Genomic DNA, 14905 nt, shown 5'->3' on the forward strand with positions numbered 1-14905 from the left:
GACACTCGGGCCGCTGGCCTGCCCACGCTCAGCCGCAGAACGCCTGATGGTCCACCAACTCCGTCGGCGGACCATCACGAAAGTTCGAGGCTAGATCGTTCACCGGCTTCCCCCGTCCGCCTCGATGGTCTCGCCCGGAACAATCGATCCTGGGTAGGCGCGTATTCCGGAAACTTTGGAAGCGGAGGGCGGCTGGCCACTACCGCGCCAGCCCTGAGGGGGAGTCACGGAAGAGGTCGGGCCCCGTGCGATCGGATCCAGATAGCGCCAGCAGACCTTGGGTAAATAGCGCCAGCAGGCCTTGGGTAACAGGGCGTCAGTACGGGAGACGTGGGATCGAGGCGGTGTCCGCGGGGCTTCCGGGTGGGGTGGTGGTGCCGTATGGGCCGGTTCGATGGCGGGTTGAGGCTGGGTGGTGCGGGCGAGGGCGTCCTCTAGCGGCCCGGTCGCATTTGCGATCCTGCGCGTGGCGTGCTCCGGGGCCGGCCTCCTGGACATCCGCAACGTCGGTGCGAAGTCGATCGATGAGGTCAAGGCGAAGCCAGCCGGCGTGGGCTTGGCCCTGAAGGACGGCCCGCCCGGATTCCCCCCGCCGCCGCTGACGCCTTCTGTCCCGACGGCGACGCGGACGCCAGGTTCGTCGAGACCGAGGAGTACTGAACGCTGCACTGCGCGCATGGCTCCGGGCCGTCCGGAGGCCGTCGGCCACGGCCCTCTGCTCTCAGCGCCGGGTCAGGACGCCGGCAGATGCGGTGCGTGCTCGCGGACCGCGTCCAGCAGTTGTCGCTTCGACGGGTTGACCATGGCGTGCCCGACGACGGTGACGGTGGGCACCGTCTCGTTCCCGTCCGCGACGGAGCGGACGAATGCCGCTGCGTCCTTGTCCCGCCAGATGTTCCGCTTGCCACCGCGCTCGCATACTCCTTGAACCCGAACTCCGCCGCGCTCGTGCTCCCTGCGCTCGTGTCCCCCGTGCTGGTGTCCCCTGCCCTGATGCCGCCCCGCGTGTTCTCATCCGTCCACGCTGTCGAACGCGTGATGCCGGAAGTTGCCATGGCGGATGCTGCATACGGCAGCCTCGGCTACGACGGATTCCACGACCGGCCCCGCCCCAGGCCGTATCCGGCGTTGATCACGTGCCGCGAACCCGCAGGTCAAGAGCCCCTTCCATGGGAGCTTCCCAGGGACTTTTCAGGGACTTTCACGTCTGTCCCAGGGAGTTTCCAGGGACTTTCCACCGCGTAAGAAGGGAAGGCCCCGACAGCGCTGAAAGAAACGAACGCGCAGGTCAGGGCCTGTTCCCTCAGCACTCGATGACGTTGACCGCCAGCCCGCCCCGCGCCGTCTCCTTGTACTTGACCTTCATGTCGGCGCCCGTCTCCTTCATGGTCTTGATGACCTTGTCGAGGGAGACGTGGTGGCGACCGTCGCCGCGCAGTGCCATCCGGGCGGCCGTGACCGCCTTGACCGCGGCCATGCCGTTGCGTTCGATGCACGGGATCTGGACCAGGCCGCCGACCGGGTCGCAGGTGAGGCCGAGGTTGTGTTCCATGCCGATCTCGGCGGCGTTCTCGACCTGCTCGGGGCTGCCGCCCAGTACCTCGGCGAGGCCGCCCGCGGCCATCGAGCAGGCGGAGCCGACCTCGCCCTGGCAGCCGACCTCGGCGCCCGAGATGGAGGCGTTCTCCTTGAAGAGCATGCCGATCGCGCCTGCCGCGAGGAGAAAGCGGACGATGCCGTCCTCGTCGGCGCCCGGCACGAAGTTCAGGTAGTAGTGCAGGACGGCCGGGATGATGCCCGCGGCGCCGTTCGTGGGAGCGGTGACGACCCGGCCGCCCGCCGCGTTCTCCTCGTTCACCGCCATCGCGTAGAGCGTGACCCACTCCATCGCGCGGGCCAACGGATCGCCCTCGCCGCGCAGTTGGCGGGCCGCGGCCGCGGCCCGGCGCCGTACCTTCAGACCGCCCGGGAGGATTCCCTCCAGGGCCAGGCCGCGCGACACGCAGCCCTCCATGACCCGCCAGATGTCGAGGAGCCCCGAGCGGATCTCGTCCTCGGTGCGCCAGGCCTTCTCGTTCTCCAGCATCAGGGCGGAGATGGACAGGCCGGTCTCCCGGGCCAGTCGGAGCAGTTCGTCGCCGGTGCTGAAGGGGTGGGCCGGCTCCGTGTCGTCGAGCTTGATGCGGTCCGTCCCGACGGCGTCCTCGTCGACGACGAAGCCGCCGCCGACCGAGTAGTACGTCTTCTCCAGCAGCGGCACGCCGTCGGCGTCGTAGGCGAAGAGGATCATGCCGTTGGCGTGGTACGGCAGCGACCGCCGACGGTGCAGGACCAGCTGGGTCGAGACGTCGAAGCCGATCTCGTGGGCCGGCCCGATCTGGGCGCCGAGGAGGCGGATGCGCCCGGTGGAGCGGATGCGCTCGACATCGAGGTCGGCCTGGGCGACGTCGACCGTGTGCGGCTCGTTGCCCTCCAGGCCGAGCAGCACCGCCTTGGGGGTGCCGTGGCCATGGCCGGTGGCGCCGAGGGAGCCGAACAGCTCCGCCCGTACTGCGGTGGTCTGGGCGAGCAGGCCGTCCTGCTTCAGCCGGGCGGCGAACATCGCGGCGGCGCGCATCGGGCCGACGGTGTGCGAACTGGACGGGCCGATGCCGATGGAGAACAGGTCGAAGACGCTGATTGCCACGCCATACTCCGGGGGATTGGCGGGGCGTGCCGATGCGGGTCGCGGGCACGCCCCTGCGGGCTGGTTGTCGTTTACCGGATCTCTCCGCAGCTCTCGCCCGCCTCTACGCGGCTGCCGGCCTCGGGCAGCCGCAGGTGGACGACGTCGCCGAGGGCCTCGGCCGCGAACGCGGTGATGCCGACGGTGGCGTTGCCCTCGTCCACGACCAGCCACTCGTGGTCCCAGGTGTAGCGCAGGTGCCGCGGGACGGCGGTCGTCTGCGCGTCCTTCCGTGGCTGTTGAGGCGTGGGGTTCATGGCACGGCGGCCGCGGTGGCGGGGGCGAGGGTGCGGCGGAGCCGGTTGAACAGCTTCGGCTGGTTCAGGGAGAGCACGGCTACGGGGGTGCCCTCGCGCAGGTAGACGGAGACGAAGGAGCGGCTGTCGAGGCTGCCCTCGATGAGTTCGGGTCGGTCGCCGGGGGCGACGTGTCCGGCGAGCTGGATGCGCACCTGGTACTGGTCGGACCAGAAGTACGGGGCGGTGACCCGGACGGGCGCGGCCGACTCGCCGGTGAGCAGCGTGCGGGCGGCGGTCTTCGCCTGCTCGGTGGCGTTGGTCCAGTGCTCGATGCGGGCGTGGCGTCCGGTGAACGGGTTGGGCCAGCGGGCGACGTCGCCGACGGCGACCACGCCCGGGACGCTGCTCGCGCCGCCCGCGTCGCACACCACGCCGTCGTCCACCTGCACACCGGAACCGGCGAGCCAGTCGGTGGCGGGCCGTACGCCCACCCCGACCACGACGATGTCGGCGGGCAGCAGGCGCCCGTCCGCCAGCCGCACCCCGGTGACCCGGTCCTCGCCGGTGAGTCCCGCCACGCCGGTTCCGCACAGCAGGCGCACTCCGTGGTCGGTGTGCAGCGAGGAGACCACCAGGCCCATCTCGCGGCCCAGTTGGCGTTCCAGCGGGACGTCGACGGCCTCCACGACGGTGACGTGCAGGCCGAGCCGGTGGGCGGTGGAGGCCACCTCGGCACCGATGAAGCCGGCGCCGATGATGACGACCCGGGGCAGTCCGTCGAGCAGTTCGGTGCGCAGGGCCTCGGCGTCGTCGAGGGTGCGCAGGGTGTGGACCCCGGCCAGGCCGTCCATGCCGGGGAGCAGGCGGGGACCGGCACCGGTCGCGACGACGACGCCCTCGCTGCGCAGCCGGCGCCCTCCGGCGAGGGTGACGGACCGGTCCGCGGGGTCGAGGCGTACGGCACGCTCGCCGAGCAGCCAGGTGACCTGGAGGGCCTCGTACTCGTCGGCGTCGCCGAGCGCGAGCGCGCCGGCGTCGATGTCCCCCTTGAGGAAGTCCTTGGACAGCGGCGGGCGGTCGTAGGGGGTGTGCCGCTCCTCCCCCACGACGACGATCTCGCCGTCGTAGCCCTCCGCGCGCAGCGCGCGGACCGTGCTCAGGCCTGCCAGCGACGCGCCGACGACGGTGATGCTCATGGGGAACCTCCGGGTTGCGGGTGCCCGACCAGGTGTCTCGAATTACACAACAAAACTCGCTATACGCAACATGCTTGGGGTGAGGTCGGGCGCTTGTCAAGAGACGGGCGGTATCAGTGCGCAATAGCGCAGGAAGTTGCGCGATGCGCAACCTCATGAGGGCGGCGCAGTGCTCGCCCGGGCCGTGCAGCGGCACAGCGAGAGCCCTGTCCTGGTCAACGGGCACTGCACCGTCGTCTTCCGCTGACGCCCACCACGAAATGCGTATAGTTGCGCCATGAGCAACTACCCGGCAGACGGCGAAACAGCTGCTCCCGCGGTGAACGGGGTGCAGTCCGTCGACCGTGCCGTCAGCGTCCTGGAGATCCTCGCCCAGCGCGGCGAGGCGGGCGTCAGCGAGGTGGCCGGCGAGATCGACGTCCACAAGTCGACCGCGTTCCGCCTGCTCGGCGCGCTGGAGGCACGCGGTCTGGTGGAACAGACGGCCGAGCGCGGCAAGTACCGGCTCGGCTTCGGGATCGTACGGCTGGCCGGTGCGGTCACCGGCCGGCTCGACATCACCCAGCAGGGCCGGCCGGTGTGCGAGCGGCTCGCCGAGGAGATCGGCGAGACCGTCAACATCGCGGTCCTGCAGGAGCATTACGCCGTCAACCTCTACCAGGTACGCGGACCGGGCGCGGTCGGCACGCACAACTGGGTCGGACAGCTCACCCCGGTGCACGCCACGTCCAGCGGGAAGATCCTGCTGGCGCATCTGTCGCCGGAGGGACGCGCCGACGTCCTCGCGGCGTCCGGGCTGCAGAAGCTCACGCCCCACACGCTGACGGCCCGGGCGAAGCTGGAGAAGGACCTGACCGCGGCGCGGGAGCGCGGGTACGCGGTGACGCTGGAGGAACTCGAGATCGGGCTGCACGCCATGGCGGCGCCGATCCGCTCACGTGACGGCGAGGTCATCGCGGCGCTGAGTGCGTCCGGGCCCGCGTACCGGTTCACCGAGGAGCGGATGCGCGAGGTGGCCCCGGTGCTGCTCAAGGGGGCGGAGGAGATCAGCCATCGGATGGGGTATCTGGGCTAGGCACTGCGCTGCTCGGTTGCCGTCAGGCAGGTGTCTCCGCGCCCCAGCGGGCCGTCACCCGCACCGCGTCGAGTGTCGACGTCACGTCGTGCACCCGTAGGCACCAGGCGCCCTGTGCGGCGGCGAGTGCGGAGACGGCGGTGGTTGCGGCGTCGCGCTGTCGGGCCGGGCGGGGCCGCCCAGTCTCCGGATCCGCCGGCAGACGCCCCAGGAGCGACGTGCGCGAGGCGCCCACCAGGACGGGGTGGCCCAGCAGGCGGACCTCCCCGAGGCGGCCCGGCAACTGCCAGTTGTGGTCCGCCTCCTTGGCGAAGCCCAGGCCGGGGTCGAGGATCAGGCAGCCGGGTCGGATGCCCGCCCGCAGTGCGGCCTCGACCCTCAGGCGCAGTTCGTCGGCCACCTCGGCGACGACGTCGCCGTAGACGGCGTTCGCCTGCATGGCGGTGGCGTGTCCGCGCCAGTGCATCAGCACGTACGGCACGTCGGCGCGGGCCGTCGTCGCCAGCATCGCGGGGTCGGCCAGGCCGCCCGAGACGTCGCAGTCACGAAGACGCCCAGCGGCTGCCGCCACGGAGCACCCGTGCCGGCGGGCCCCGCCGCACCCCGTCAGGGAATCTCCTGCTCCGCCCAGATGATCTTTCCGTCGGGCGTGTACCGGGCGCCCCAGCGGTCGGTCAGCTGGGCGACCAGGAAGAGACCGCGGCCGCCCTCGTCCGTGCTGCGGGCATGCCTCAGCCGGGGGGCCGTGCTGCTGGCGTCGGCGACCTCGCAGGTCAGGTGGGAGTCGCGGATGAGCCTCAGCCGGATGGGCGGTTCGGCGTAGCGGATCGCGTTGGTGACCAGTTCGCTCACGACGAGTTCCGTCGTCATCGCCAGGTCCTCCAGCCCCCAGGCTGCGACCTGGCGGGTGGCGCGGGCGCGGACGTCGGCGACGGCGGCCGGGTCCACCGGCACCTGCCACGAGGCGACGTGGTCGGCGCCGAGGGCGTGGGTGCGCGCCAGGAGAAGGGCGATGTCGTCGGGCTGCGGCACGGGCACGAGTTGCCGTACCGCTGAGGTGCACAGCGTGGAGAGGTCGAGGTCGGAGCGGGCCAGCAGCTCACCGAGCCGGGACATGCCCAGCTCCATGTCGCCGTCGGAGCCCTCGATGAGGCCGTCGGTGTAGAGGCCGATCAGGCTGTTCTCGGCGAGTTCGATCTCGGTGGCCTCGAACGCCATCCCGCCGAGGCCGAGCGGCGGCCCGGCCGGCGGTTCCGGGAAGGACACCTGACCGTCGGGTGCCAGGACGACCGGCGGCGGGTGTCCGGCGCGGGCCATCGTGCACCGCCGGGTGACCGGGTCGTAGACGGCGTACAGGCAGGTCGCCCCGAGGAAGGCGGTGGTGCTGCGGTGGGCCGTCTCGTCGTCGGTCCGCTCGGCGCTCAGCCGCAGCACGAGGTCGTCGAGGTGCGCGAGCAGTTCGTCGGGCGGCAGCTCCATGTCGGCGAGGGTCTGCACCGCCGTGCGCAGCCGTCCCATGGTCGCCGCGGCGGTGATGCCGTGCCCCACCACATCGCCGACGACGAGGCCGACCCGGCCCCCGGACAGCTGGATCACGTCGAACCAGTCGCCGCCCACCCCGTCCGTCGGATCCGCCGGCAGATAGGCCGAGGCGACCTCCACCGCGGTTCCGCCGGTCAGGGCCTGCGGCAGCAGACTGCGCTGCAGGGTGACGGCCGCGGTGTGTTCCCGGGTGTAGCGGCGGGCATTGTCGACGCACAGCGCCGCCCGCGCCACCAGCTCCCGGGCCAGCAGGACGTCGTCGGACTGGAACTGGACGGGGTTGAGCGACCGCATGAACGTGGTCAGACCCAGGATGGTGTTGCGTGCCCGCATCGGCACGGCGATGAAGGAGTGCAACCCGAACTCCTTTATCTTTTCCGCTCGTTCGGGCTGTTCGGTGATCCATCGCTCGTCGGACGGGTCGAGCACGGGCAGCAGGATCGGCTCGCCGTCGATGAGCAGGTTCATGTCGTGCGCGGGAGGCAGGAAGCCCGTCCGGTCCCCGACCCGGACCACGGCCTCCGGGCAGCCCTCGCGCACCGAGCTCATTCCTGCGCGGCGCATCACCGGTCCGACGGAGGCGGGCCCGGCGTCGGTCAGCCATGCGCCGTGGCCTTCGGTGCTGAGCACCGGCTCCAGCAGGTCCACGACGACGAAGTCGGCGAAGCGGGGTACGGCGAAGTCGGCGAGTTCCTGAGCCGTCCGCATCACGTCCAGGGTGGTGCCGACGCACGTCCCGGCCTCGTTGACCAGCGTCAGCAGCCGGCGGGCGGTCCACCGCTCGGTGACGTCCTGGACCATGTAGCAGACTCCGGTGACGGAGTCGTCGGCGTCCACCAGCGGAAAGAAGGACGTCGAGTAGGCGTGCTGGCGGTGCGGGTCGGCCCAGCTCCAGCCGAGGTACTCGTAGTCGGTGACCGGGACCCCGGTGTCCAGGACCTTGCGCATCAGCCCCTCGATGGCGGCCGCCTGCAGCCCGGGCAGCAGTTCGCTCAGCCGGCGTCCCAGCCGCTGCTCGCGGGGGACTCCACCGAAGCGTTCCAGGGTGTCGTTGAGCCAGACGTAACGCAGTTCCTCGTCCATCACGGCCATGCCGATGGGGGAACGGGTCAGGAACCCGTCGAGGACGGACTGGCCGACCGACCACTGCTCCCGCCGCTCCCGCGCCGACAGCAGGAAGCACTCGTCCGCGCCGATCCGGAAGGACGCGGAGACCCGCAGGTCGACGTCGAGGCTCCGGCCGTCGCGGTGCCGCACGGAGATGAGGCCGCTCCAGCCCATGCCAGCGCGGCACCGCTGCGCCACGGCGGCCAACCGGGCCGGGTCGGCGGGCATCGCCACCAGGCGCGCGGCGGAGCCGCCGACCACCTCGGACGCGGGGCGGCCGAGCAGTGCTTCGGCGCCCCGGGTCCAGCCGAGCACGACGCCCGCCGCGGACACGACCGCCGCCGCGTCGGTGGACGCGTCGAGGAGTTCGCGCGGCCCTGAGGGCGTCGGCCCATCGGATGTTTCTCGTGCAGGATCCATGGGTGCCATCCGGGTGCCGTCCTCTACACGACCATGTTCCTGCTTGTCCGCCCGATCCGCACGGCCCTGGCGGACTCCCCCGCCCCGTCCGCAGCGCTTCCGCCCTTCCCGGACCGGAGGGAGCATGGAAGTGCCGCTGGTCGGAACCCGGGTGGCGGTACTGCACCATTCCGGGGGCGACCCCCGACCTCCGGCAGAAAGCAGGTCGGCAGGGGCGGACGTCGCGAGGCCCCGCCGCACGGTGGAGGTGGTTGCGGGATGACAGCCGAATCCTTCCGGTCCGACGGCGCTCCGGGCGATTTCGAGTCGCCGCCGCCGACCGGTCTGCTGGACGTCCTGAGCGTGGCCGCGACGGTCGTCGACGCCGATGGACGCATCGTGTTCTGGACCCCGCAGGCCGAGGAGCTGTTCGGATACAGCGCGCAGGAGGCGCTCGGCAAGTACGCGGCCCGGCTGTTCATCCACCCCGAGCATCTGAAGTCGGTGGTCAAGCTGTTCGCGGAGGTGCTGGAGACGGGGCGGAGCTGGGCGGGCGCCTTCCCCATCCGGCACAAGGACGGCAGCACCCGCCTGATGGAGTTCCGCAACATGCGGCTCCAGGACGACCTCGGGGACATGTACGCCCTCGGCATCGCCGCCGACCACAACCTGCTGCAGCGCGTCGAGACGGATCTGGCCCTGTGCGAGCGGTTGATCAACCAGTCCCCGATCGGGCTGGCCCTCCTCGACCCCGATCTGCGGTACCTCCTGGTCAACCCGGCGCTGGAGCGCATCGACGGCATCCCCGCCGAGGACCATGTGGGCCGTGCCCTGAGGGAGACTCTGCCCCTGCCCGACGTGGGCACCATCGAGAGTGCGCTGCTGCAGGTACTCACCACCGGGACCCCGCTGCTCGACCAGTACCACGTGGGCCGCCCGCGGACCGATCCCGACCACGAGCACGCCTGGTCGCTGTCCTTCTACCGTCTGGAGGACCCCGGCGGGCGGGTGCTGGGTGCGGCCGCCTCGGTCGTCGACGTCACCGAACGGCACCGGGCGGCCGCCGAGGCCGACCGGGCCCGGCGCCGCCTCGCCCTCATCGCGGACGCCTCGGTGCGGGTGGGCACCACGCTGGAGGTGGAGGAGACCGCCCGCGAGCTGGCCGAGATCGCCGTGCCGCAGCTCGCCGACGTGGTCGCCGTGGACGTCCTCGACTCGGCCCTCGCCTGCCGTCGCTCACGTCGCCCGGACGACGGCCCGGAGCTCTTCCGTGCCCTCGCTCTCAAGGCGGCCCAGCCGACCGTGGCACTGCGCGCGGCCGACCCGCCCGGCGGACTCGCGGCCTACGAGGGGGACCGCCTGGTCACCCTGTGCGTACACACCGGCCGGCCGGTCCTGGTACGGCACGTCGGCGAGCGCGATCTGCCGCGCATCGCCCGGGACGCCGAGGCCGGCTCGCTGCTGGCGCGCGCCGGCGTCCACTCCTACCTGGCCGTACCGCTGATCGCCCATGGCGAGATACTCGGCGCCCTCGACCTCAAGCGCACCACCAACCCGCTCCCCTTCGACGAGGACGACGTCGTCCTCGCGAGCGAGCTGGCCGGGCGCGCGGCCGTGGCCATCGACAACGCCCGCTGGTTCCAGAGCGTGCGCAACACCGCCCTCACCCTCCAGCGCAGCCTGCTGCCCGACCACCCGCCACAGCACGCGGGACTCGAACTCGCCTACCGCTACCAGCCCGCCCAGGCCACCAGCGAGGTCGGCGGCGACTGGTACGACGTCATCCCCCTCAGCGACGACCGGACCGCTCTGGTCGTCGGCGACGTCATGGGCAACGGCATCGACGCCGCCGCCACCATGGGCCGGCTGCGGACCGCCACCTGCGCCTACGCGGACCTCGACCTCGCCCCCGACGCCGTGCTCCAGCACCTCGACAAGATCACCTGCGATCTGGAGCACTACATCGTCACCTGCATCTACGCGGTGTACGACCCGCGCACGCGGCGGTGCCAGTTCGCCAACGCCGGCCATATGCCGCCCGCCCTGGCCGGCCCCGGCCGCGCCGCCGCGCTGGTCGATCTGCCCGCCGGCGCCCCGCTCGGCGTCGGCGGCGTCGCCTTCGAGACCACCACCGCCCGGCTCGACCCCGGCGACCTGCTGGTCCTGTACACCGACGGCCTCGTCGAGACCCGCCACCACCCCATCGACGACCGCCTCGACGTCCTGCTCGGCTTCCTCGACGAACCCCACCGCCCCCTGGAGGAAACCTGCGATCTCCTGCTCTACGGCCTACGCCATCCCGACGACCACGACGACGTCGCCCTGCTCGTCGCCCGGGCCCTCTAGGCCAGGCCCAGGCGGGCGCGGCGGGGAACCGGGGTGACGGGAGAGGCGTTCTCCTTCGTGACGGGTGAAAGGAAACGGGGGCGACAAGATGAGTGACAAGGCACGGAAGCTGTTCGAGGCGCTCGATCTCGACAACAGCGGAACGCTGACCCGCGAAGAGGTGATCATCGCCCTGCGGACCAAGGGCCCGACCCTGGCCGCGTCGGGAGATCTGCCGTTCTGGGCCCTGGGGGACGCCGAGGCCTCCTCCGCCCTCTTCGACGCAGCCGACCGGAACGGCGACGCCATACTGACCCTGGAGGAGTTCGCGGCCCTGGTGGACCGCCGGTTCGGCTGGCAGTGACGCGGTCAGTTGCCCTGGCGGCGGGCTTGTTTGACCTCGCGGTCGACGGCCCAGGCGTCTCCGACCGGGCCGAGGTGGCCGAGCTTGTCGGGGTTGAGCACCGCGCGGACGGTCCGGATCCGGCCGTCGAGGACCTCGAGGGCCATGGTCTGCAGGATCCTGCCGTCGCGGTCGCGGAAGATCGCGCCGGGCTGGCCGTTGACCTCGTGCGGCTCGAACGTCACGTCGACCCGGATCAGCCAGGGGAAGACCGTGCCCAGCAGCCGGGCCACGTTCTCCGCGCCCATGACCGCCCTGGCCAGCTGCGGGGCCTTGCCGCCGCCGTCCCCGACCAGCTGCACATCGGCGGCCAGCAGGTCCTGCAGCCCGCCCACATCACCGTTCTTCAACGCGTCGAAGAACCGCGTCGCCAGCTCCTCGCGGTCCTCGCGGTCCGCCGCGAACCGGGGCCGTCCGTCCTGCATGTGCCGGCGGGCCCGTACCAGCAGCTGCCGGCATGCCGCCTGCGAACGCCCCACCGCCGCCGCGATGTCGTCGAACCCGAAGGCGAACACCTCGCGCAGCACGAACACCGCCCGCTCCAGCGGGCTGAGCCGTTCCAGCAGCACCAGCGCCGCCATCGACACCGAGTCGGCCAGCTCCACCGACCGCGCCGGATCCTGGTACGGGTCGCTGAGCAGCGGTTCGGGGAACCACGGCCCGACATACTCCTCCCGCCGTACCCGCGCGGAACGCAGCACATCGATCGAGATCCGGGTCACCACGGCCGACAGATACGCCTTGGCCGAGGTGGGCCGGGTCGCCGCGCCGTCGAACCGCAGCCACGCCTCCTGCACCGCGTCCTCGGCCTCACTCACGCTGCCCAGAATCCGGTAGGCGATCGAGAACAGCAGCGGCCGCAGCTCCTCGAACTCCTCGACCTTGCTCACGGCCGATCCCCTTCCCCCCGAGGTGCTCCCCCGTCGCGCGTCCATGGTGTGCTCCTCTGTCGTCGTCAGCGGCCACACCCTCTGAGACGGGGTGGCCGGGTCCCCCTGTGACATGACCGAATGTGACCTGCGTCTCCCGGCCGCGGAAAGCTCCCTCAGCGCGCCGGTTCACACCCTGTCGGGGGCAGGCCGAACTCTGCTGCGAGACCTCGGCCGCCGCCCCGCCACCCACCCGAACACCACCACCGAGCACACCGCCGCGAACGCGCACCAGGTCGAGACGAACTCCAGCCGCCACAGCGCCCAGCACACCAGCGCCCCCACCCCGGCCAGCACGCCGAGCGCCACCAGCCGGCGGTCACCGGACAGCAGCAACGCGCCGACCGTGGCCAGCAGATAGCCCGCGATGAGCACGCCCGCATACGGCAGCCCGATGACATAGCCGACGGTGTGCCCGCGGATCTCGGCCCGCACGGGACGGGTGGCGACGGCGTACGCCAGCACGGCCGCGGTCGCCACTCCGGAGACCAGGGGAACCGTCAGCCGGGCTGCGGCATCCCGCGGGACGGCGCCGAGCACGGCCAGCGGCACCCACACCGCAAGCAGAGGAAGGGCGATCACGGCCCAGGCGGCGGTGGCCCATCCGGTGCCGCCCCCGACCTGCCAGACCCGCGCCTCGACCAGCTGATGGACGCCGAGCAGCACCGGCAGCGCGGCAAGGGGAAGATCGCCGATCCGGTGCACGCGCGTCACGCAGGCCACACCGACGCAGGTGATCCCGGCACCCGCCGCGAGATCGGCCGTCGCACTCCAGCACATGGCACCAACCTTGGCGGCGACCGCTCGTCAATTCCAGCGCTGCCTCCTGCGAACCAGGAGTCTCAGCCACGTTTGCGGAGGTACGCCTCCAGCTCGGCGGCGCCGGTCAGCATCGCCCGCCCGCGGGCGGACAGCCGGCTGCGCCAGTCGCTCAGTGCAGCCTCCAGCGGCTCAAGACCGCCGGCCGCCCGCACCTGGGCGATCAGCGGGGCGATCTGCTCCAGCAGATAGCCGCCCCGTCTGAGCTGGTGGGCCAGCCGGGCGTCCCGCACATCGGACTCGTCGTAGACGCGGTACCCGGTCAGCGGGTCGCGACGGGGGTGCACCAGCCCGGCGCGCTCCCATTGGCGCAGGGTCGCGGGCCGGATCCCGAGCCTGTCCGCCAGTGGACCGATGAACGTGCCGCCGGGCCCGGCGCCCGCATCGGGCTCGGACGCCGAGAGGGGGCCCAGGTCCCGCAGGGCGCTCTCCACGGCCTGGAGGGTACGGCGGTCTTCGAGGAGCTGGGCGTGGCTCTCGTCGATGAGGCGGAACGCGTCCTCGGCCGCGCCCTCGTTCACGGCCCGCATGATCGACGTCGCCGTCCGGTGGCCGTGGCCGGGCAGCAGGGCGAGGAACGCGCGCAGGGCTGCCGCGTGCATCCGGGTGTAGGTGCGGTAGCCGTGGGGTGTGCGAGCGGCGGCCGGAAGGATGCCGGCCTCCTCGTAGTTCCTGACCGCCTGCGTCGACAGACCATGAGCGCGCGCCAGATCAACCGGCCTGAGCCGCTCACCGCTTTGAAGGTTTGATCCCATCGGCCAGCCGATTCCGCGCAAAAGTCTCCACCGAAGGTTCAACGATAGCGTTGAAGGCATGGCACCCGACATCAAGGACACCACGCATGCCTTCGAGGCGGCCGCCGTCACGAGGCTGCTTCCGGCCCGGCCGCGGATCTTCGCGCTGGGCGAGCCCACCCACGGTGAGGACGCCCTGCTCGAACTGCGCAACGAGCTCTTCCGGCAGCTGGTCGAGCAGGAGGGCTACCGGACGATCGCGATCGAGAGCGACTGCCTGATGGGCCTGATCGTGGACGAGTACGTCAGCACCGGTACGGGCACCCTCGACGCGGTCATGGAGCAGGGATTCAGCCACGGCTGGGGCGCCTTGGCGGCCAACCGCGAACTGGTCCGCTGGATGCGCTCCCACAACGACGGCCGCCCCGAGTCCGAGCGGCTCCGCTTCGCCGGTCTCGACGGCCCCCTGGAGATGACCGGCGCCGCGAGCCCCCGCGAGGCCCTCACCGCGCTCCACGACTACCTGGCGGCCCGGGTGGACACGGCCCTGCTCCCCTGCACCGCGGCAACCCTCGACCGCCTGCTCGGCACCGACGACCGGTGGACCGATCCGGCAGTGATGACGGACCCGGCCCGGTCCGTGGGACGGTCGGGCGAGGCCCGGGAGCTGAGACTTCTCACCGACGATCTGGTGGCGCTGCTCGACGCGCAGACACCGCACCTGATCACGGCGACCTCCCGGGACGACTGGGACCGGGCGCGTCTGTACGGACGTACCGCAACCGGTCTGCTGCGCTACCACCACTGGATGGCCGACACCTCAACGGCCCGCCTGAGCCGACTGGCGAGCGTGCGCGGCCAGATGATGGCCGACAACCTGCTCGCCGTCGCCGAACGGGGGCCGGTGCTCGTCCACGCCCACAACGCGCATCTCCAGCGGGAGAAGAGCTCGATGCGGATGGGCGGGATGCGGCTGGAGTGGTGGAGCGCAGGCGCGCTCGCGAGCACCCGACTGGGCGAGGCGTACGCCTTCGTGGCCACGGCCCTCGGCACGATCCGGCACCAGGGAGTGGACACCCCGCCGCCGGACACCCTCGAAGGGCTCCTGTACGCCCTCCCCGAGGACCAGTGCGTCGTGGACGCCTCCCGGCTGGCCGCCGCCCTCGGCGACACCCGGCCCGCGCTCCGCGTGTCCCCCTGGTTCGGCTACGCCCCGTTCGACCCGGCCCACCTGGCGGACAGCGACGGGATCGTATTCGTCAAGGACCTCCCGCAGAGCTGATGTCGCAACCGCCCCTCGGTGGCTCATGACCACCGAACGCACGCAGCGCGCCACGCGGCGACCCGTATGCCGGCCTCGCGGCCTGCGCTCTGAACGGTCGCCGCGGGCGCTGCGCACGAGGCCGTGGAAC

At 71.8% G+C, this 14905-nt stretch carries 12 protein-coding genes and 1 pseudogene; 5 read left to right on the forward strand and 8 right to left on the reverse strand.

Annotated elements, in window-relative coordinates; all coding sequences use genetic code 11:
• Nucleotides 1-466: 466 nt before the first annotated feature.
• Nucleotides 467-660: pseudogene (locus ACWCRD_RS41530) on the forward strand (DNA-directed RNA polymerase subunit alpha); the annotation flags it as partial.
• 643 nt (nt 661-1303) lie between these two features.
• Here ACWCRD_RS41530 and ACWCRD_RS41535 read toward each other — a convergent pair.
• From ACWCRD_RS41535 to ACWCRD_RS41545, 3 genes are all read right to left on the reverse strand, one after another.
• Nucleotides 1304-2686 (reverse strand): L-serine ammonia-lyase, encoded by a 1383-nt coding sequence (locus tag ACWCRD_RS41535; RefSeq protein ID WP_450970859.1) that lies wholly within the window; start codon nt 2684-2686, stop codon nt 1304-1306.
• Nucleotides 2687-2757: 71 nt separating this feature from the next.
• Nucleotides 2758-2982, reverse strand: coding sequence for a hypothetical protein (locus ACWCRD_RS41540; protein WP_450970860.1), 225 nt, complete (start codon nt 2980-2982; stop codon nt 2758-2760).
• Nucleotides 2979-4160, reverse strand: a complete 1182-nt coding sequence (locus tag ACWCRD_RS41545; protein WP_450970861.1) for an NAD(P)/FAD-dependent oxidoreductase — start codon at nt 4158-4160, stop codon at nt 2979-2981. The genes ACWCRD_RS41540 and ACWCRD_RS41545 overlap by 4 nt, the downstream gene beginning before the upstream one ends.
• A gap of 277 nt (nt 4161-4437) precedes the next feature.
• Here ACWCRD_RS41545 and ACWCRD_RS41550 point away from each other — a divergent pair, with 277 nt between their 5' ends.
• Nucleotides 4438-5235 (forward strand): IclR family transcriptional regulator, encoded by a 798-nt coding sequence (locus ACWCRD_RS41550; RefSeq protein ID WP_450970862.1) that lies wholly within the window; start codon nt 4438-4440, stop codon nt 5233-5235.
• Between the two features lie 22 nt (nt 5236-5257).
• Here the strand turns inward: ACWCRD_RS41550 and ACWCRD_RS41555 are convergent, their stop codons facing one another.
• Both ACWCRD_RS41555 and ACWCRD_RS41560 read right to left on the reverse strand, forming a co-directional pair.
• Nucleotides 5258-5806 carry a dihydropteroate synthase gene (locus ACWCRD_RS41555; RefSeq protein WP_450970863.1) on the reverse strand — a complete coding sequence of 183 codons (549 nt, stop codon included), beginning with the start codon at nt 5804-5806 and terminating at the stop codon, nt 5258-5260.
• A gap of 35 nt (nt 5807-5841) precedes the next feature.
• Nucleotides 5842-8313: a SpoIIE family protein phosphatase gene (locus tag ACWCRD_RS41560; RefSeq protein WP_450970864.1), complete on the reverse strand. Its 2472-nt coding sequence runs from the start codon at nt 8311-8313 to the stop codon at nt 5842-5844.
• A 249-nt stretch (nt 8314-8562) separates the two neighbouring features.
• Between ACWCRD_RS41560 and ACWCRD_RS41565 the strand changes: the two genes are divergently transcribed.
• Together ACWCRD_RS41565 and ACWCRD_RS41570 are read left to right on the forward strand one after the other, a co-directional pair.
• The gene (locus ACWCRD_RS41565) at nt 8563-10629 is read left to right on the forward strand and encodes a SpoIIE family protein phosphatase (RefSeq protein WP_450970865.1); all 2067 of its coding nucleotides are present in this window, start codon (nt 8563-8565) and stop codon (nt 10627-10629) included.
• Nucleotides 10630-10717: 88 nt separating this feature from the next.
• Nucleotides 10718-10972, forward strand: coding sequence for an EF-hand domain-containing protein (locus ACWCRD_RS41570; RefSeq protein WP_450970866.1), 255 nt, complete (start codon nt 10718-10720; stop codon nt 10970-10972).
• Between the two features lie 5 nt (nt 10973-10977).
• Here the strand turns inward: ACWCRD_RS41570 and ACWCRD_RS41575 are convergent, their stop codons facing one another.
• The 3 genes from ACWCRD_RS41575 to ACWCRD_RS41585 form a co-directional block, all read right to left on the reverse strand.
• Nucleotides 10978-11901: an RNA polymerase sigma-70 factor gene (locus tag ACWCRD_RS41575; RefSeq protein ID WP_450970867.1), complete on the reverse strand. Its 924-nt coding sequence runs from the start codon at nt 11899-11901 to the stop codon at nt 10978-10980.
• Nucleotides 11902-12069: 168 nt separating this feature from the next.
• Complete coding sequence (locus tag ACWCRD_RS41580) at nt 12070-12720, reverse strand: DUF6629 family protein (protein WP_450970868.1); 651 nt, start codon at nt 12718-12720, stop codon at nt 12070-12072.
• A gap of 62 nt (nt 12721-12782) precedes the next feature.
• Nucleotides 12783-13514 carry a TioE family transcriptional regulator gene (locus tag ACWCRD_RS41585; RefSeq protein ID WP_450970869.1) on the reverse strand — a complete coding sequence of 244 codons (732 nt, stop codon included), beginning with the start codon at nt 13512-13514 and terminating at the stop codon, nt 12783-12785.
• 58 nt (nt 13515-13572) lie between these two features.
• Between ACWCRD_RS41585 and ACWCRD_RS41590 the strand changes: the two genes are divergently transcribed.
• Entirely contained in the window at nt 13573-14775 is a 1203-nt protein-coding gene (locus tag ACWCRD_RS41590; RefSeq protein WP_450970870.1) for an erythromycin esterase family protein, read from the forward strand.
• Nucleotides 14776-14905 lie beyond the last annotated feature (130 nt).

The sequence above is a fragment of the Streptomyces sp. NPDC002092 genome, assembly GCF_053593775.1.